The sequence below is a fragment of the Sphingobacterium pedocola genome, from assembly GCF_015209965.1.
GTDB lineage: Bacteria > Bacteroidota > Bacteroidia > Sphingobacteriales > Sphingobacteriaceae > Sphingobacterium > Sphingobacterium pedocola.
In genome coordinates, this window is the sequence record NZ_MU158693.1 from 188,865 (window position 1) to 208,850 (window position 19,986).

20 protein-coding genes are annotated in these 19,986 nt (G+C 37.9%); 12 read left to right on the forward strand and 8 right to left on the reverse strand.

Annotated elements, in window-relative coordinates:
• Positions 1-49: 49 nt before the first annotated feature.
• Genes C4F40_RS20440 through C4F40_RS20450 form a run of 3 tightly spaced genes read right to left on the reverse strand, consistent with a single transcriptional unit; the run spans position 50 to position 1,076 of the window.
• Positions 50-517 (reverse strand): nucleoside deaminase, encoded by a 468-nt coding sequence (locus C4F40_RS20440; protein ID WP_196941281.1) that lies wholly within the window; start codon positions 515-517, stop codon positions 50-52.
• A 2-nt stretch (positions 518-519) separates the two neighbouring features.
• A complete protein-coding gene (locus C4F40_RS20445) occupies positions 520-855 on the reverse strand; it encodes a tRNA-binding protein (protein ID WP_196941282.1) in 336 nt (111 codons plus the stop codon).
• Positions 856-860: 5 nt separating this feature from the next.
• Positions 861-1,076 (reverse strand): hypothetical protein, encoded by a 216-nt coding sequence (locus C4F40_RS20450; protein WP_196941283.1) that lies wholly within the window; start codon positions 1,074-1,076, stop codon positions 861-863.
• 65 nt (positions 1,077-1,141) lie between these two features.
• On the opposite strand from C4F40_RS20450, the gene C4F40_RS20455 reads away from it, so the two are divergent.
• From C4F40_RS20455 to C4F40_RS20480, 6 genes are all read left to right on the forward strand, one after another.
• Positions 1,142-1,723 (forward strand): porin family protein, encoded by a 582-nt coding sequence (locus C4F40_RS20455; protein WP_196941284.1) that lies wholly within the window; start codon positions 1,142-1,144, stop codon positions 1,721-1,723.
• Positions 1,724-1,891: 168 nt separating this feature from the next.
• Positions 1,892-2,668 carry a succinate dehydrogenase cytochrome b subunit gene (locus C4F40_RS20460; protein WP_196941285.1) on the forward strand — a complete coding sequence of 259 codons (777 nt, stop codon included), beginning with the start codon at positions 1,892-1,894 and terminating at the stop codon, positions 2,666-2,668.
• Positions 2,669-2,717: 49 nt separating this feature from the next.
• Complete coding sequence (locus C4F40_RS20465; protein WP_196941286.1) at positions 2,718-4,652, forward strand: fumarate reductase/succinate dehydrogenase flavoprotein subunit; 1,935 nt, start codon at positions 2,718-2,720, stop codon at positions 4,650-4,652.
• A gap of 114 nt (positions 4,653-4,766) precedes the next feature.
• Entirely contained in the window at positions 4,767-5,540 is a 774-nt protein-coding gene (locus tag C4F40_RS20470) for a succinate dehydrogenase/fumarate reductase iron-sulfur subunit (RefSeq protein ID WP_196941287.1), read from the forward strand.
• A gap of 317 nt (positions 5,541-5,857) precedes the next feature.
• Positions 5,858-9,604 carry a sensor histidine kinase gene (locus C4F40_RS20475; protein WP_196941288.1) on the forward strand — a complete coding sequence of 1,249 codons (3,747 nt, stop codon included), beginning with the start codon at positions 5,858-5,860 and terminating at the stop codon, positions 9,602-9,604.
• 74 nt (positions 9,605-9,678) lie between these two features.
• Positions 9,679-10,863 (forward strand): C1 family peptidase, encoded by a 1,185-nt coding sequence (locus C4F40_RS20480; RefSeq protein ID WP_196941289.1) that lies wholly within the window; start codon positions 9,679-9,681, stop codon positions 10,861-10,863.
• A gap of 44 nt (positions 10,864-10,907) precedes the next feature.
• Here the strand turns inward: C4F40_RS20480 and C4F40_RS20485 are convergent, their stop codons facing one another.
• Entirely contained in the window at positions 10,908-12,032 is a 1,125-nt protein-coding gene (locus C4F40_RS20485; RefSeq protein ID WP_196941290.1) for an MBL fold metallo-hydrolase, read from the reverse strand.
• A gap of 202 nt (positions 12,033-12,234) precedes the next feature.
• Here C4F40_RS20485 and C4F40_RS20490 point away from each other — a divergent pair, with 202 nt between their 5' ends.
• Positions 12,235-12,927: a hypothetical protein gene (locus tag C4F40_RS20490; protein WP_196941291.1), complete on the forward strand. Its 693-nt coding sequence runs from the start codon at positions 12,235-12,237 to the stop codon at positions 12,925-12,927.
• 75 nt (positions 12,928-13,002) lie between these two features.
• Here C4F40_RS20490 and cysM read toward each other — a convergent pair whose 3' ends face one another.
• From cysM to C4F40_RS20510, 4 genes are all read right to left on the reverse strand, one after another.
• Positions 13,003-13,875, reverse strand: a complete 873-nt coding sequence (gene cysM, locus C4F40_RS20495) for a cysteine synthase CysM (RefSeq protein ID WP_196941292.1) — start codon at positions 13,873-13,875, stop codon at positions 13,003-13,005.
• Entirely contained in the window at positions 13,875-14,684 is an 810-nt protein-coding gene (epsC, locus tag C4F40_RS20500; protein WP_196941293.1) for a serine O-acetyltransferase EpsC, read from the reverse strand. The genes cysM and epsC overlap by 1 nt, the downstream gene beginning before the upstream one ends.
• Positions 14,685-14,753: 69 nt before the next feature.
• The gene (locus tag C4F40_RS20505; RefSeq protein ID WP_196941294.1) at positions 14,754-15,137 is read right to left on the reverse strand and encodes a DUF3037 domain-containing protein; all 384 of its coding nucleotides are present in this window, start codon (positions 15,135-15,137) and stop codon (positions 14,754-14,756) included.
• Complete coding sequence (locus C4F40_RS20510; RefSeq protein ID WP_196941295.1) at positions 15,115-15,912, reverse strand: HipA family kinase; 798 nt, start codon at positions 15,910-15,912, stop codon at positions 15,115-15,117. Before C4F40_RS20510 ends, C4F40_RS20505 begins: the two co-directional genes overlap by 23 nt.
• 340 nt (positions 15,913-16,252) lie before the next feature.
• Between C4F40_RS20510 and C4F40_RS20515 the strand changes: the two genes are divergently transcribed.
• Genes C4F40_RS20515 through C4F40_RS20535 form a run of 5 tightly spaced genes read left to right on the forward strand, consistent with a single transcriptional unit; the run spans position 16,253 to position 19,886 of the window.
• Complete coding sequence (locus C4F40_RS20515) at positions 16,253-16,798, forward strand: DUF1599 domain-containing protein (protein ID WP_196941296.1); 546 nt, start codon at positions 16,253-16,255, stop codon at positions 16,796-16,798.
• 6 nt (positions 16,799-16,804) lie between these two features.
• Positions 16,805-18,010 carry a BT_3928 family protein gene (locus C4F40_RS20520; RefSeq protein ID WP_196941297.1) on the forward strand — a complete coding sequence of 402 codons (1,206 nt, stop codon included), beginning with the start codon at positions 16,805-16,807 and terminating at the stop codon, positions 18,008-18,010.
• Between the two features lies 1 nt (position 18,011).
• The gene (locus tag C4F40_RS20525; protein WP_196941298.1) at positions 18,012-18,542 is read left to right on the forward strand and encodes a shikimate kinase; all 531 of its coding nucleotides are present in this window, start codon (positions 18,012-18,014) and stop codon (positions 18,540-18,542) included.
• Positions 18,543-18,546: 4 nt separating this feature from the next.
• A complete protein-coding gene (locus C4F40_RS20530; protein ID WP_196941299.1) occupies positions 18,547-19,257 on the forward strand; it encodes an ATP-binding cassette domain-containing protein in 711 nt (236 codons plus the stop codon).
• A gap of 50 nt (positions 19,258-19,307) precedes the next feature.
• The gene (locus C4F40_RS20535; RefSeq protein WP_196941300.1) at positions 19,308-19,886 is read left to right on the forward strand and encodes a hypothetical protein; all 579 of its coding nucleotides are present in this window, start codon (positions 19,308-19,310) and stop codon (positions 19,884-19,886) included.
• Positions 19,887-19,986 lie beyond the last annotated feature (100 nt).

Sequence of the window (19,986 nt, forward strand, 5' to 3'; positions counted from 1 at the left end):
CAAATTTCGTTCGAGGTTTGTTTGTCCAGCTCGTCATTTTATGGATAAATCAGCGTTTATTACGAAAAAATGATTTAATTAATGTTGCACAATCTTCTTCCATCACTCCTCCAATTATTTCTGTCTTAGGATGAATAATCTGTTGGCTAAATTTAGCAAAACCTCTCTTCTCATCTTTCGCACCATACACAATTCGAGATATCTGCGTCCAATAGGATGCTCCTGCACACATTACGCAAGGTTCTATTGTCACGTACAATGTACAGTCTTTCAAATATTTCCCCCCCATAAAATTAGAAGCGGCGGTAAACGCTTGCATTTCCGCATGCGCCGTCACATCATTTAGGCGCTCAGTCAAATTATAGGCTTTTCCAATGATTTTCCCTTGTGAAACAATTACAGCACCGATCGGCACTTCATCCTCTTCAAATGCACGCTGAGCCAAACGTAGCGCCTCTTTCATATACAATTCGTCTGTCGACAAAGACGGTTCGTTTTCAAAATTATAAATTCGCATTTTTATTTCAGTTTAGCGCCATTCGGTAACCGGCGCTCTACGCTGGAGAGCACGATATTTCCATTCTCATCTTCAAATCCAGTGACCAGACATTCGGACAGAAACTTACCGATCTGCTTTATAGGAAAATTGACAACTGCAATAATCTGCCGGTTTATTAATTCTTCTTTGGTGTACAGTCCCGTAATTTGAGCACTGGATTTTTTAACGCCTATTTCTCCAAAATCAATAAGAAGTTGATACGCTGGTTTACGTGCTTCGGGAAAGTCATTCACCTCTACAATTGTACCTACACGAAGATCAACTTTTTCAAAATCTGCCCAACTTATCTGCTCCATGTCCGTTACAACCTATTACTGTCTAAGTCACTCAATTCTTTAGAAAGTGTAAAGAGAACATAATCCCTATCTCTACGCAACCTACCTGCGAGCCTGTTTAAAAGCTCTTCTTCTTCACCTTCTTGATAGTGCAAATCAGCATCTGTAAGGTGGTTATATTTTCGTTGTAATTTTATTTTTAATGTTTCCCAATCAGAATCTGAGATTTTAAACGTTATCATATTATAATCATTTATGTCAATTAAGGATTAATTCTTATTTTAGTTGCTAATTTAACACTTATCACATGAAAAAACTAATACTTGCAGCAATTGTATGCGTACTATCAGTAACCTATTCGCAGGCACAATTACTTCCATCGTTTAAACTGGGCGTAAAAGGTGCTCTCAATTTCTCCTCTCTACATTCAGAAGGCAAATTATTCAACTCCGATACGAAAACCGGCTATCAACTGGGTGTATGGGGGCGTGTAGGCATCGCAGGATTCCACGTTCAACCAGAAGCTTATTTTGCCAGCAAAAGAGTCGGGATTACAGAAAACTCAGAGGATGGCGAAGGTACATTCAAGAGTTTAGATGTCCCAATCCTATTAGGAACCAGAATTGGATTGGGTCCGTTAGGATTCAGAATTCAAGCGGGGCCTGTATTTTCCTTTGCGCAGGATGGCGAAATTAAAATAAACAACGTTACGCGTTGGGAAGACTACAAAAAAAGTTCAACAGGGATAGTTGGCGGTCTAGGTGTAGATGTAAGCAGCTTTACGGTAGATCTACGCTATGAACACGGCCTGACTAATATAGGGCAAAATGCCACTCCTGATCAAAAAATAAGGATGTGGTCTATAGGTGTAGGCTACGCCTTTTTGTAAGCTCTATTTTAAGGGATATAAAGACGGATAAGGTCGGATGTTAGCGCATTCGGCCTTTTTTTACACATCGAAATTAGAACAATTCTAAATTATAGGTTTTTTGCGTTATAACAGGATTTATTATAAGATAAATAGATATTTTTGCACTTAAAATAAATTATAAGGATAATGAGTAGTAAATCGAAGCCAGTTTTAAGTTCTTCTATTGGGAAGAAGCTGATCATGAGCTTAACAGGACTATTTTTATGTACGTTCTTGGTTATTCACTTGATCGGTAACTTGCAGTTATTTAAAAGCGATGACGGATATGCATTTAATAATTATGCATATTTCATGACACACTTCACACCTATTAAAGTAGTTTCTTACTTACTTTATGCTTCTATTATCATCCATGCTGTTTATGCAATAGTATTGACCATGAATAATAGAAAAGCCAGACCTATTGGATACAAACAATATGACGGGCAATCAAACAGTAAATGGAATTCTCGGAATATGGGTATATTAGGTACTATCATTTTAGTATTTTTAGCTACGCATTTGCAAAATTTTTGGTGGAAGTATCATAACGATCAGGTGCCGTATGTAGAATATCATAAAGACCTTTCTACAGGAACTGTAACGACCCACGAGCTGCAAGCCAGTGACTTCACGGAGTATGCGGTAATCACTGAAAATGGCGTAGAGGTAACAAAGGCCCGCGACTTGTATAAGCAAGTGGATTTTGCATTTCAAAACATAGGGCTGGTCGCCTTATATGTTATTGCCATGGCAGCGTTAGCATTCCATTTAATACATGGTTTTGGTTCGGCATTTCAGACTATAGGTTTTAACCATAAGAAATATGTCCCTATCATCCGATTCTTAGGTATTTGGATATTTGGTGTTATTATCCCTGTCGCATTTGCATTAATGCCGTTATATTTCTATTTCATTAAGTAGTATTTTAAGATAGCGTATTACGCTATATCTATTAAAATAAATAAAGAATATGTTAGATTCAAAAGTACCTGCAGGCCCACTGGCTGAAAAATGGTCCAAACATAAATTTGAAATGAAGCTCGTTAATCCAGCTAATAAACGTAAATTCACAATTATCGTTGTTGGTACTGGTTTAGCCGGAGCTTCCGCTGCCGCTTCGTTGGCAGAATTGGGTTACAATGTAAAGACTTTTTGTTATCAAGATTCCCCTCGCCGCGCACATTCTATTGCAGCGCAAGGTGGTATCAACGCAGCAAAAGATTATCAAAATGATGGAGACTCCGTATTCCGTTTGTTCTATGACACGATCAAAGGAGGCGATTATCGTGCACGTGAAGCTAACGTATACCGCTTAGCGGAAGTTTCGACAAATATTATTGATCAATGTGTTGCACAAGGTGTCCCTTTTGCGCGCGAATATGGTGGATTACTAGACAACCGTTCATTCGGGGGAGCTCAAGTATCCCGTACGTTTTACGCGCGTGGCCAGACTGGTCAACAACTGTTGTTGGGTGCTTATTCCGCATTAAATCGTCAGATTCAAAAAGGAAAAGTACAGTCATACACACGCCATGAGATGCTCGATCTAGTGAAGATTGACGGTCAAGCACGTGGTATTATCACGCGTGATATGGTAACGGGCAAGATTGAAGCGCACGAAGGACATGCCGTATTATTGTGCACTGGTGGATATGGAAACGTATTCTTTCTATCTACAAATGCCATGGGATGTAATGTAACGGCGGCTTGGAGAGCCCACAAGCGAGGAGCTTTTTTTGCAAATCCTTGCTATACGCAAATTCACCCTACTTGTATTCCTGTAACAGGCGATCACCAGTCCAAATTGACATTAATGTCGGAATCATTGCGTAACGACGGCCGTGTATGGGTTCCTAAAACAAAAGAACTATCTGAGAAACTGCGAAGAGGAGAATTGAAGGCCGCGGATATTAAGGAAGACGATAGAGATTACTTCTTAGAGCGCAAATACCCGTCATTTGGTAACTTAGTTCCTCGCGACGTGGCGTCCCGAAATGCAAAAGAAGCAGTAGACGATGGCCGTGGCGTAGGTAAATCAGGTGTCGCTGTATTTTTGGATTTCGCAGATGCTATCCAACGTTTGGGAGAAGACACCGTACGTGCCAAATATGGTAATTTATTTGATATGTACTACCAAATCACTGACGAAAATCCGTACAAGCAACCGATGCGTATTTATCCTGCAGTGCATTACACGATGGGTGGAGTATGGGTAGATTATAATTTGATGACGACAGTACCTGGTCTTTACGCATTAGGAGAATGTAACTTTTCCGATCACGGCGCTAACCGATTAGGAGCCTCCGCATTAATGCAGGGATTATCAGATGGCTATTTCGTCATTCCATATACAGTGGGAGACTATTTGGCAAAATTAGGAAATTTCAATCCGATAGATAAAAACCATCCTGCATTCGAGCAGACCCGTAAAGAAGTAGAACAGAATATTAATGCATTATTAGCACTAAAAGGGGAAAAAACTGTTGACGATATCCACAAAGAGTTAGGTCACATTATGTGGGAATACTGTGGTATGGCGCGTACAGCCGAAGGACTAACCAAAGCGAAAGGACTAATTCAAGAATTGAAAAAAGAATTTTGGAGTAATGTCAAAGTTTTAGGTGAAAACGAAGAATTAAATATGTCTCTTGAAAAAGCCGGTCGAGTGGCCGACTTTATCGAACTAGGAGAACTAATGGTGGATGATGCTTTAAATCGCAGCGAATCTTGTGGAGGGCACTTCCGTTTAGAGTCACAAACGGAAGAAGGTGAAGCATTGCGTATCGATGAAGAGTTCACGTATGTATCTGCATGGGAATATACAGGCGATAATCAACCGGAAGTACTTCACAAAGAAGAATTAATATTCGACAACGTTAAGTTAACACAAAGAAGTTATAAATAGTATGGAGTACAAAGTATTAAGTGCAAAGTATAGAATATTTCTATGCTTAACATTCCACCAAAAGGCATGCACGGTACTTAATACACACTACTCAATACTCAATACTATACAGATATGAGTGCACATATGAATTTAACGCTAAAAGTATGGCGTCAAAAAAATGACAAATCGAAAGGTCAGTTCGTGACTATTCAAGCAAATGACATCGCTGATGATATGTCCTTCTTGGAGATGCTTGACATCGTAAACGATGATCTAACACGTAAAGGAGAAGATCCCATATATTTTGATCATGACTGTCGGGAAGGAATCTGTGGTATGTGTTCGTTGGTCATTAACGGACGCCCTCACGGACCTAAATACGGAATCACCACTTGTCAACTTCACATGCGTTCGTTTCATGACGGACAAACTATCGTCATCGAACCATGGAGAGCCTCGGCTTTCCCAGTGTTAAAAGATTTGGCGGTAGACCGCACCGCATTTGATCGTATCCAACAAGCGGGAGGATATGTAAATGTAAATACCGGAGGAACTCAGGACGCAAACAATATCTTGATCCCGAAACGTATTGCAGACGAAGCTTTCGAATCGGCTACATGTATCGGATGCGGAGCTTGCGTAGCTGCATGTAAAAATGCGTCTGCTATGCTTTTTGTATCGGCCAAAATATCTCAATTTGCCTTGTTACCTCAAGGTCAAACCGAGCGTTACGAGCGCGCTCAGGCTATGGTCGACCAAATGGACGCAGAAGGTTTCGGTAACTGTACAAATACAGGTGCTTGCGAAGCGGAATGTCCGAAGGGTATTAAATTAACAAATATCGCTCGTATGAATAGAGAATATTTGACCGCAAAATTCTTCAGAGAAGAAGATATTCATAATTAATTTCTTCTTTATAAATTATTTAAAGTCCTCGTAAAAGTATTTACGAGGACTTTTTTAGTTATATTTCCTCTGTAGCTAAGTTTTCGAAGGCACAGGAGAACCGAGCTTGCGAGCTCACCGTAGGTAAATCGAAAACCGCGTAGCGCTCATTCATGCGATTCTGAACATATCGTTATGAATAATTTGCCTTTATATTCAACACGATTATAATTGCATATAAAGGCAAATTACGAAATGTATTTTTTTCTATCTGGTATTCGTGAATGCAAAGCATTTTATCTAAGTTTACTACGTTTAATAGCATAGCCGATCTTAAAATGGGATACAAAATTCGAATTCTATTACTTCTTCTTACCTTATGTTTCGTTGCAACGGCCATTACAGTTCACAATCGAGTGAGTAAAGAGGATCTTCTGGAACTTGATACCAAAACCCTCACCAAAAATATTCATCAGAAAGAGGATATCATTGATAAAATTTTCTCGGATACGCTACTATTAAAAACACTGAGCAACTTTGAAAGATATCCCCTCCAGGTGAGAGAGTATGCTAAAATGTATACTAAACAATCTATATATCTTTACATCTATAAAAACAATAAGCCTGTTTATTGGGTTTCGAATGTATACGTACCGGAGACGCACAACGGGCTAAAAAACGATATAAATTTCATCAAATCTGATAATCGTTCATTCATCGTTCAACAAAAACAAATAGACAGTGAGATCACCGTGCTTGCTCTCTTACCTGTCAAAAGAAATTTTAATACGAATAATGAATATCTAAAAAATTCTTTTCTTGATTGGATATTAAAAACGGAGAATTTAGAAATTGCGGAATTTAATGATACCGGAAGCATTCGGAATATTTATTCCAAAAATAAAACTTATCTATTTTCCGTAAAACTAAAACCCGGAAAACACAATAACATTTATATTCAAATTCAATTTATTTGCTGGATTTTCGGCACGTTGCTTTTTATCATTCTAATGAGTAGCATCTGCTATGAATTGGCGAAAAAAGGCAGAGGCTGGTTGTCCGCATTATTGTTTGCTGCAGTTATCGTTGGAATACGCTTAGTGGATCTAGAAACAAATTGGCTTGCACAGAATTCAAGCTTAGCGATTTTTGACCCGAAATACTACGCATATAACAGATTCTTCCCTCATCTGTGGGCCTTTATTATCAATAGCATAAGTATGCTATGGTTTATTTGCTACCTTATTTCCATTAAAAAATTTCTTACGGTCCCCCAATCGATGATAAAAACAGTTAAGGGAATAGTGGTCTATTATTTACTACTTTCCTTATTGTATGTTCTTTTTAATGGCGTTTTTTTTCAGCTGAACACGTTAACGACAAATACTTCTGTAAGGAACAATGACCTAACCCATTTACTAGACCTAAACTCTATTACTTTTGTATTTGTTGCCATCTATTGTATAAATATATTGTCCTTAGTTGCCTTCTCCGATCTGGTGCTAGACTTGGGGAAAAAAATAATAGAAAAAACGACCGCCAATCTTAATATTCAATTATTTGTATTGGTACAAGCGATTATCATCTCAGCGCTATGCGAAGATTACAGCTTATTTAATATCATTTTGGGGCTATTGATCATGATCAGGTCCTTTGATAATCACAAGATACACGAGAACAATTTTTCTTCTCATATTGCTGCTTTGGTATTGATTGCATTTATTTCTACGATAAAATACACAGAGGCTTGGAAAGTCAATCAAGAGGAAGAAATGAAGCTTATTTTGACCAATCTAGAAGCAGAAGATGATATAAATGCCATTACACTTTTCAGCGAAATAGAAGGCGAAATCCTTAATGATCAAAAACTAAAACATCTCTTTACTTTAGGCATCCCCTCTAAAGAAGTTAGCTTTATCGATGATTATATAAAAAGACAATATCTAAGTGGATACCTCTCCAAATATGAATTCCAAGGCTATTATTATTTTGACAATAATTCGCTGGGAAATTACAACAAAAACAAAATAGACGAATATCGAGAAAAAGTAATTAGCAGATCATCTCGTCTAAATGCAACGGAATACTTTTATAAAGTCGCGAGTGAAATCGGGACACATGAGTATTTTGCTCAAATAGCCTTACCTATTAGTGAAACACAAACCGTGTTGTTGTTTCTAAATTTTAAAAACAAGGCATTTAGTCCAACTATTCCCTATCCCGTTATTTTAACAGACAATAGACTAGACTTTATTAATCAAGAGAATATCAATGAAGATAGTTTTGCGTTATACAAAAATGGATCGCTCATTACCCAAAACGGAAAATTCACTTATCCAAACACGGATAAAGAATATCCTAAAAATGAAAACGAATTTATTAAGTTAAATGATAGTTTTGGATTCCATCATATGTTGTATAAACCGAATTCATTCACGACCATTATTGTAAGTAAACCCTTTCAATCCTATTGGGAATTTATAGCAGTGGCGTCACTTACTTTTTTAATTTTATACATTTCCACGACCATATTAAAATTCTTGAATTCAATATATGCTGTTTTCAGCTCAAGGAGGTTTAGATTCAAAAATCTAAAATATCAACTCCGATTACTCTTCAGTAATATTCAATATAGTACGCGCATCCAAACGCTAGTAATTGCATCGGTATTATTTGCTATAATTATTTCCGGTATTATTACCTTTTTTAGCATAAGCTATCAATCCGAAAACAACAAGAAAAATGATAGGTTGAATTATATTTCTGAAATCAGTAAACGAATAGAGAACACAATATCCTATTCCAATACAGTTCCCCTTGATCGATTAGAAGGTATTCTTCAGTATCTTACCGATATTCTCGTAACGGACTTTAATTTATACAACAAGAATGGGAAATTGATTTACTCAACACAATCTAAGATTTACGATCAAAAATTATTATCTGAGTACATTAATCAAGATGCCTATATTGATCTAAATGTGCTAAAAAAAACAGAAACATTACACACGGAAAGGATCGCAAATTTCGAATATTCTGCGACCTATTCTACCATTCGTAACAGCGAATACCAAACAATAGCATACTTAAGCGTTCCTTACTATGCGGCTAAAAAGGAAGATACGTCGAATCAGAATATTATTCTAAATACCATTCTGAATATCTATACCATTATTATTATAGCATTTGCATTTTTCTCAGCTTTTATTTCCAACAAAATTACCGCGCCACTAAATATTATAAGCAAAAAGTTATCTCAAACTAACCTAAGTGGCAAACCAAATGAACCACTATATTGGGAGAAAAATGATGAAATAGGGGCCTTAATTAAAGAATATAATTACATGTTAGTCAAGCTCGAAGAAAATGCCAAACAACTTCGGAATGCGGAGCGCGAGATAACATGGCGAGAAATGGCAAAACAGATTGCGCACGAAATCAAAAATCCGCTTACTCCCATGAAATTAGGTATTCAACAGCTTAGCCGATCTTTCTATGAAAAAGACCCTAAATTGGAGGAACGATTCGGACGCATATCTACTTCTTTTATCGAACAAATAGATGCCTTATCACGTATTGCCTCCGAATTTTCAGCTTTCGCAAAGCTACCTGAGACTAAGTTAGTTGAAATTAATTTAATTGAAAAAATATCAAAATCTATCGATTTATATAACAATAATCACAATACACTTATTCAATTGGTTAATAATACCAACCTAAAAAAAATCATTGTATTGGGTGATCGCAACCAATTATTAAGATCATTTAATAACCTGATCAAAAATGCTATTGAAGCTAGTCCTACAAAACGCAAACATCGGATTACTATTCTAATTTATTCTATGCCCGATTACTGGATAGAAGTACAAGTTAAGGATAACGGTTTAGGCATTGCTGATGATGCTTTACCCAATATCTTCAGACCAAACTTCACCACTAAAAGCTCCGGTACGGGATTAGGACTCGCCTTTGTAAAACAAACTATTGATGGAATGGGTGGAAATATTAGGTTTGAGACCGAATTAAATGTCGGAACAACTTTCTACATTCAGCTTCCATTAATAAATGGATTGGAGGACTCATAATAATATTTTTACAAAAACAACAATGAAATAATTGTTCAATCAACTATATTCGTGCGAATTAAATTTAAGAAGTTATGAATTGGAGAAAATCTCTATTAGCTGCCGCTGCATTAGTTGTATGTACGGCTCAATCATATGCACAGGACAACCTAATTAATGCTTTAAAAGCGAACGTAAGTGATAAAAGTAAGGAAGGATTTACGTTCACTGAGGTTATCAACCTTAGAAATACTTCTATTAAAGATCAAGGTTCATCGGGTACATGCTGGTCCTATTCGGGAAACTCTTTCCTTGAATCTGAAATGATTCGAATGGGAAAACAACCTGTTGAGATTTCCCAGATTTTTACTGCCTATTATACTTATCTCGAGAAAGCCAAAAACTATGTAAGGCTACATGGTGATCAAGCTCAAGGCGAGGGTGGTCAATTACATGATGTTTTAACGATATTCCGTCAATATGGAGCTGTACCTAGAGAGGTATATACCGGGCTGCAAGAGGGACAGACCCGAAACAATTTTTCGGAAATGAGCAATATCCTTCAAGGCATGAACGAGAATATTGTAAAAAATAAAAAATTAACACCCAAGTGGCAAAATGCGGTAACGGGAGTGATGGACGCTTATTTAGGAACTCCTCCTACAGAGTTTCAGTATAATGGCAAGACGTACACCCCCCGCACATGGGCCGACCAAATAGTAGGTATCAATCCAGACGACTATATAGGCATATCATCATTTGATGCCTACGCGTATTACAAACCATTTGTTCTATTAATACCAGATAACTGGTCTTTTGAGCGTTTTTATAACGTGCAGATCAACGATTTGACAAACATTATTGATAATGCCTTGCAGAACGGATATACAGTGGCTTGGGCATCTGATGTTTCAGAAAAGTCCTTTAGCTGGAAAAATGGCGTTGCATATGTCCCTGAAAAACCTATTGAACAGCTAACAAAAGAAGAACAGGAAAGTATGTTTAATGGTCCAAAACCAGAAGCGAAAATTACTCCTGCGCAACGTCAAGCTGCGTTTGATGATTACTCAACAACGGATGACCATGGTATGCACATAGTAGGAATAGTAAAAGATCAACATGGAAAAGAATACTATATCGTTAAAAATTCATGGGGCGAATCCAATGATTATAAAGGATATATGTATGTAACAAAAGAATTTGTGCGCTACAAAACGATTTCAATTTTGGTCCATAAAAATTCTATCCAAAAAGAAATTACATCGAAGCTCGGTCTTTAATACTATTCGAAGGTGGTTAAAAACCACCTTCTTTATTTTCAGCCCTACTTCCACCAACGTGCAAACACCTGATTTTCATTTCGAAAATCAACCAACTCTCCTATCTTGGGTGTTATTACATGGAGTTTCGGACCCTCGTCGTTCAACGAAGTCACTTTTTCCAAAGGTTCTTTCCACGGATGGTTAGCCAATTTAAATTTCCCCGAATGAACCGGTAACACACGTTTAGCGGACAAATCAATCGTTGCCAGCAATACTTCTTCGGGCATCATATGAATATACTTCCATTTATAGTCATATTGTCCGTTCTCTAAAATCGCCAAATCAAATGGCCCGTATTTCTCGCCAATCATCTTGAAATGCGTACCATATCCGCTATCTCCACCGACAAATATCTTTAGATTGGTCGTTTTTAGCACATACGATGTCCAAAGCGTTTGATTTCTTTTAAAGCTTCTGCCCGAAAAGTGCCTCCCCGGTGTAGAAGTAAGCGACATACCATGCTCTAGTTCAACAGTTTCGTACCAATCTAATTCCGTTATCTGTTTAGAGGGATATCCCCAGAACTCCAAATGTGCTCCAACTCCCAAAGGACAAATAATATGACTTACCTTATCTTTAAGTTGTTGAAATGTGGTATAATCTAAATGGTCGTAATGGTCATGCGTAATGATTAAATAATCCAGATGCGGCATATCGCCGGATAGTGTCAGATCCGCTCCTTTAAAAGCATTATTCGTACCATAAAGAGGCGAAGCATTCTTCGTAAATACTGGATCGACCAAAAATTTCACTCCATCTATCTGCATATAATAAGACGAATGCCCGAACCAGACTAATCCATCCATATCCGCCGGTAACTCAGTTAAATCCGTTTTTACATGTGGAACGCTATCAATGGGATAAGCCTCTTTTACGTTAGCAAATAATAATTCCTTTATTACGCTAAAATAGGTAACACCTTCTGCCATTGCAGGTGTATGTGCGAGATTCTGAAACTCACCATCGCGAAAGTTCTTAGATTGTTTGATGCGCTGAAGTCTTTCTCCCGAGGCTGCTTTGCCAAAGAGTGGATGTTTTAAAAAAACGACACCAACTCCCAGCAAAACAGCAATTATAATAAAGAAGATATACATTTTTCTATATTTGTTTTTTTTAGTATTTTTCATTTCGCTGCTAAAATACAAAATAAGCAATTCCGGATTTTGTACCAATTGTTGATTTAATGTAGAAATAAAATGAAACCAATTTAACTATCAGACGTTATCCTACAATAGCGCGCATTAAATAGAAATTGGCATTTCGAAGATTCGACAGAAATACCAATTGAGAATTTTTACATATCTTCAACAATACTAACAGATTAGAAACATGAAAGCACTACATACAATTATTTTAACGATCCATATCCTTTTTGCAAATTCTGTTTTTTCCCAACCATCATCGTCCCTAAATGGAGTATACCATGCTAAGACATCAGACATAAATACCCTGTGGCTTTTTGCAGACGGTTACAGTTCGCAGATCGTTTATAAAGACAACGCATACATGTCTACAAAGGGAGGCCCCTATCAATATGATGGAAAAACTTTATCCCTCATATTGGAATACAGTGACAAAGACAGCAGTGAAGTAGGAAAAACACAGGAATTACATATACTATTAGAAGGTTCTGATCTAAAAAACGATAAGGGAGTTCTTTTTAAAAAACAACCCGCCAAATCCCAAGATCTTGATGGTGTATGGCGGATCAGTGGCCGAAAACAGGGAAATGAAATAAGTACGATACAACGGGGAGACCGAAAAACAATAAAAATTCTGGTGGATGGCTATTTTCAATGGGTTGCCATCAATCCCGCTGTAAAAGGATTCTATGGAACGGGCGGTGGCCATTACGTACACAAAGACCAGCAATATACCGAACACTTACTGTTCTTCTCTCGCGACAACTCACGTGTAGGCAATCATTTAAATTTCAAAGGAGAAATCAAAGAGAACGAATGGCATCATTCGGGAAACAGTTCAAAAGGAGAACCGTTATACGAGATTTGGAGTAGAGAGTAATTTCCAATCGATCTCGAGCTAAATAAGAGGTTACCAAAATCCTTAACCTCTTATTTAAAATATATAATTTGAGATCTAACCGAACAAATCGGAGCTTAAATACCGATCTCCCCGATCGCAGGAAATGAATACAATCACCCCCTCCTCAATTTCATTTGCGACCTGCAACGCAGCATGGAAAGCACCTCCTGTACTCATACCTGAAAATATACCTTCCCTTTTTGCTAGCTCCCGTGCTTTTTCGGTCGCATCGTGTTGGGAAATATCGATGATCTTGTCTACTCTCGACGCATCAAATATTTTTGGTAAATATGCCTTAGGCCATCTTCTAATCCCCGGAATAGAAGATTCTTCCGTAGGCTGACATCCTATAATCTGGATTGCCGGATTTTTATCTTTCAAAAAAATGGAATTCCCCATTATGGTACCTGTAGTACCCATTGCGCTAACAAAATGTGTTATTTTACCTTGTGTATCGCGCCAGATCTCAGGACCGGTAGTTTTGATATGTGCCTTATAATTATCTGGATTAGAAAATTGATTTAGGATAAAATATTCTCCTGTCGCTGCCTTTTCTTCTGCATAATCCCGACAGATTTCCATTGTATCTAACAAGGTCACTTTGGCTCCAAAGGCCTCCATCGTCAATGTTCGCTCGCGAGTAGAAGTCGATGGCATAACCAATTCTAAACTCAAATCGTACATACCCGCAATCATTGCCAATGCGATACCCGTGTTGCCACTCGTTGCTTCAATAAGCTTGGTATCGGTTGAGATCTCTCCTCTTTCTAAAGCTGAACGAATCATATTTAATGCTGCACGATCTTTTACCGATCCTGCCGGATTATTGCCTTCCATTTTTGCATAAATTTTTACATTCGGATTGGAATGAAACGAGGTGATTTCTACTAAAGGTGTGTTTCCTATAGAATCGATTATATTTCCCATTATACAAGTGGTTTTGAGTCAATAAATTTTGAATTGGGTAAATGATATACGGTGGTATAGGGTTCTACGCTATTGGTAAGCCAAACATTACCACCGATAACAGAATGATGTCCGATAACTGTTTCTCCACCCAAAATAGTTGCCCCTGCATAGATAATCACATCATCTTCTATAATGGGATGTCTCTGCGTATCCACCATTGATTTTGCAACACTCAGCGCGCCCAAGGTAACACCTTGATACAATTTCACATGGTTTCCTATGATACAGGTCTCCCCGATTACAAGCCCTGTACCGTGATCTATATATAAATATTCGCCAATCTTTGCACCTGGATGAATATCTATCCCCGTCTTGGAATGTGCATGCTCTGTTAAAATCCGCGGAATTAAAGGTACACCTAATGTCCAAAGCTGGTGTGCTATACGATACATACAGATAGCAGTGAATCCTGGATAGGTTCGGATCACTTCCCGGATACTACGTGCAGCCGGATCACCATCCATTATTGCTTGAGCATCCGTCAACATACGCGCATAAATCTTCGGCAATTCCACAAAAAAAACTACGGCGACGTTTCGATTATCACAGTGTGAGCACGCTTTGGTTTTCAGCAGGAGCTCAAATAATTCAACTTCCGCCTGTTCAAAAGCTAATTTTATTTCTTCCACACTTTGGAAACTTTTCGAATTTCGCTCCGGAAACAACAAATGAAGCACATGCGTGGCCCACTCGGCAATACGTCTGTTGCTCGGCATATCCTGGACTTCGAGTTGCTTTTGATATAAGTGATTATAAAAATCTTTCATAGTGTTTGCTAGACATATACTTCTCTAGATAATCAAAGGTAACAATCCTTTCGATAAGATCTATCAAGCCTATAGAACTAATTTTTCAAATAATTCCTGATGAGTTTCTTCTGCCGAATAACAGAGACCAGGATGAGCCGGTGAAGACTGGATAATTGTACTCCTTTTTGCGGTGAGCCAACGAAACCGTTCAGTCTGATCCAATTCGGCAATTTTCCCAGCTTCTTTTTCTCCTGCACATATTTTTACGAATGACTCCAAATGACGATGAATCAGTTCTAAGTCTATCGTAGCATCCAACGCGATACACTTGGATGCATCTACGTAAACCTTTACATGAGCATACCGTTGTTTCCTACAGTACAGTGCTACTCCGACATTTACAAACTCCTCTCGCTCAACCCGAGGGACCACCCGCACTATGGCATACTCATATACGGTTCTCTCGTTCATGTTCTATCTGTTTTATAAAATTTTGGGAATGGGCAATTCTACGCATAAAAAACTCAGTATATATCGCTCGAGATTCTTCTGGCGAAATGTGGCGTCCTTCTTGCAATAACCATTCATCAGGTATAATAGCCAATATATTATGAATATGCTCTTTTGTAAACAATGGTGTATATTCTTCATCTATCCTCCTCACTTGCGAGGCATTTTTTAGTAAAACATGGTCTTTTATTTGAATAAACGGTTTCAAGGCCTGTTCTTCCCAATTGTCCCACGAGTGATGAAAATACAGCGAAGCTCCATGGTCTATCAACCACAGCTCTTTATGCCAAATCAACATATTCGTATTACGAGGAGTACGATCGACATTCATCAACAGCGCATCTAGCCATACAATTTTTGATGCTTCCTCCTCACTAACAACATCTACATTGGCATCGAAAGTGATCGCACCGCTCAGAAAATGTACCCCTAGGTTCTTACCCACAGAAAATTTCAATAAATCTTGGATTTCTTCATCTGGCTCCGTGCGGCCAAACGATTCATCCAACTCAGCAAATACCATTTCTGGCATTCGTAAACCCAGATATCGAGCCAATTCTCCTCCGATCAATTCAGCTATTAAGGCTTTTTTGCCCTGCCCAGCACCTCTGAATTTAATGACATAACTAAACCCGTCATCGGCATCCACTAAAGCAGGAAGTGAACCTCCCTCTCGGAAAGGTTGTATATAACGGATGATGTTTACGTGTCGTATTTCTGGTTTTTCTATCTTCATCTTACAAGTAAAGTCAAGAAGCCCCCTGACAAGGATCTCCTGATATTTTCAATAATTTTGCAAAAGCAAGTTCTGTTTTCAAATAAGGCGTTCCATTTCGAGGCAATCTATTGTACTGAATTATGCGCTATTTATTTATCTAAAGTAATATAATTATTCCTTTTCTTGAAATTTATGCCCTTCTATACAATATTTCTGGCTCCGACAGTATATTTAAACGCGTTTATAATTGCATAAACAGCAAATTACACGTCGTATTTTTCTATTAGGCTTTCGTGAATGCAAAGCATTTTATCTAATTTTGCGTCAATGCTTTGCGTAAATAGCAATATAAAATTATATGGACACGACTACGGAATACAATAGTGTAATAAACTATTGTCAAGATTTATTTATCAAAAAAACCAAAGATTATGGCACAGCTTGGCGTATCTTACGACTTTCATCGATCACAGATCAGCTCTATATCAAAGCACAGCGTATACGGACGTTGGAAATAAAAAAGGTATCCAAAGTAGGTGAAGGCATCATAGATGAGTATGTAGGCATCATTAATTATTGTGTTATTGCGTTAATGCAGCTTGAGCTTGGTGAGGATGGAAATGAAAACCTCGATTCAAGATGGGTGGCTCAACAGTACAACGAAAAAGTTAGTGAGACGCGAGACTTAATGTTCGCCAAAAACCATGATTATGGCGAAGCGTGGCGTGATATGCGTACTTCGTCCATGACAGATCTCATTTTGATGAAAATCCATCGTGTCAAACAAATAGAAGACAATGATGGTCAGACCTTAGTATCAGAAGGTCTGAAAGCCAATTATCAAGACATGCTAAATTATGCCGTTTTTGCGTTAATAAAATTAGGATTAGCTGAACAAAATTAGAAGGAAATGTCAAATTCATATTACACTGCTTACAACACCAGATCCGAAAAACCCAATATCCTACTTTGGATATCACGGTTATTCGTAGGTCTGCTTTTTATTTTTTCTGGATTAATCAAAGCCAATGACCCCATGGGATTTGGTTTTAAATTGCAGGAATATTTTCATGTATTTCACATGAATTTTCTCAATGATTACAGTACGTGGATTGCTGTGATTATTTGTGCATTGGAAATTATTCTAGGCGCATTATTAGTACTTGGGATTTCCGGAAAAAAAGTAGCCTGGGGATTATTGCTTTTAATTATTTTTTTTACATTTTTAACGTTTTATTCGGCTTTTTTTGAAGTCGTGACATCCTGCGGATGCTTTGGAGATGCCATTCCACTTACTCCATGGCAATCTTTTATAAAAGACCTTATCCTGTTGGCTTTTATACTCTATATATTTGTGTACAGAGCGCAACTAAAGCCATTCATTCAAAACAGTTTCTCCCGTAATTTAGCCACATTTTTGATTATCGTTGCTTCCTTCGGATTAGGCATCTATACCGTTTATTTTTTACCTTTCATTGACTTCTTACCTTACAAAGTGGGCAACAATATCCCAAAACTCATGGAGATTCCAGAAGACGCACCGCAAGATGAATACGAACATATCTACTCCATAAAAAATAAAACTACAGGCGAAAATAAGAAGGTAACCGATAAGGTATATATGGACGAAAAAATATGGGAAGATGAAAACTGGGAAATTGTTGGAGAACCGGAATCTAGGCTAATAAAAAAAGGGTATCAAGTAGCAATCCCTGATCTGAATATTTCTGATGCAGAAGGGAATAATGTAACTCAGGAAATCGTCACAAACCCCTATTACAATTTTGTAGTAGTAAGTACAGATGTAACAAAATTGTCGCCCACGGATTTCCTTGCCTTGGATAAGATTAATGAAACCATACGAGACCTTTCCAAAGATTACAATATTAGAGCCACATTACTAACATCAAGTTCTTCTAGTGACAGCAACTACTTAAATGATCAATTGGATCTGGTACTGGAGATCTTTTATGCTGATGCTGTGCCGCTAAAAAGTATGGTGAGATCCAATCCCGGGGTATTATTGCTACAAAATGGCGTAGTGATAAACAAATGGTCTAAGCAGTCATTTCCGGACAAAGAAAATTTAGAAAAAACTTATTTCCAAGGTCAATAATATGGGAAAACCAATATTTTTAGTAGGCTTTATGGGAAGCGGGAAGACAACTTGGGGCAAGAAAATCGCTCAAGCGCTGCACATTCCATTTATTGATCTCGATCACGACATCGTCGCACATATTGAAATGTCTATTCCTGAATATTTTGCACTACACGGAGAGCAGCGATTCCGCGAATTGGAAAGTCAGTTCTTAAAGAAGCAGTTCGGTAAGGATGCTGTAATTTCGACGGGAGGAGGAACACCTTGTTTCTACGACAATATGGAGTGGATAAAACACAACGGACTTTCTTTATATCTCTATCATACACCAAAATCACTTTACGCTAGACTAAGTCAATCCGACGTCAATAAACGCCCAGTGTTAAAAGGATTGTCAAACGAAAGCTTGTTAGCATTCATTGAAAGCAAACTTCAAGAAAGAAAAGGATATTACGAGCAAGCTCATATCAAGTTTGAGCAAATCCACACTCCTTTGGAAGAAATAATAGATCTTATACATCAACATCAGGGCGAGGATATCCAATATTAAGCGTATGTCCATTCAGGTAAAAAATCTCATAAAAACTTACGGTAGCCAGAAAGCATTGGCATCGATAAGTTTTGAAACTCAATCCAATCATATCATTGGTTTTCTTGGCCCGAATGGGGCAGGAAAATCTACAACAATGAAAATTTTATCAGGTATTCTTCCTTTTGATCAGGGAGAATGTCTTATCAATGGCATCAATATACACCTTGACCCCATCAAAGCGAAGAAAATAATTGGTTATCTTCCCGAGAATAATCCGTTATATCTGGATATGTACGTTCAAGAAATATTAACGTTTGAAGCCAATTTGCATGGTATACTCCATCCTAAAAACCGAATCCAAGAAGTAATATCGCTCACGGGCCTAACAAAAGAACAGCATAAGCGCGTGAATCAGCTATCGAAAGGATACAGACAACGTGTTGGTCTTGCAATGGCTATTATACACGATCCTCGAATTTTAATTTTAGACGAGCCTACATCTGGACTAGATCCTAATCAAATACTTGAGATAAGGGCGCTTATTAAAGAGTTGAGCAAAAATAAAACCGTGCTGTTATCTACGCATATTATGCAAGAAGTAGAGATCCTATGTGATGAAATCATTATTCTTGATAGGGGAATATTAAAAGATCATTTCCTTAAATCTAATGCCGCTACAAAATTTCCCAATCAAAGTATGGAGGAAATTTTCGTTCAACTTACCCACCACTAAAACTTTTTTTTCTACCTGTTGTTTATAAGCTAACTAAAAAGAACAAAGACATGAAAAAATATTTACTATCATTGGCTATTGCTATCGGTATTATTTCCCTCGCAGGCGCGCAACAAATTAACACGACTCCCCAGAGTTCGGCAAATGTAGGTCTTACTCCTATAAAAGCAGGAAATTGGATGGTCGGCGGATCCATTGGCAACATCGGTTATAGTTTCGAAGCCGAGTCCTTCAATGCTGCCATCCAGCCTAGAGCCGGATATTTTATTTCTGATGGAATCGCTTTGGGAGCAGAAGTCAATCTCGGTCTTAAAACTATCCCTGATACCGACAATGAGTGGACTTATGGAGTAGCTCCTTTTATACGCTATTATTTTCCAGAGGGTGCGAGTTCAACTGGAAGGTTTTTCGCGCACGGAAATGTGGGTATTGCAGGAAGTAGCGCCGGTAGTAATGTAGGGCTTGCGTTAGGTGCAAACGTAGGTTATGCACATTTTATCACGCAGACCGTCGCGCTCGAAGCAACTTTAGGGTATAATTATTCAAAGGCAAATGTCAATATAAGTGAAAAACAGACCGGATTAGGAGTTGGGATTGGTTTCCAGATTTACTTGCCGGGAAATAGATAAAAACATGCTTAATTTTTTACAACTTGAGAGAGCACAGATCGCGAGGATTTGTGCTCTCTTGCTTTAGCGCGATCATTTTCCTATTTTCGAAGCAAATTAA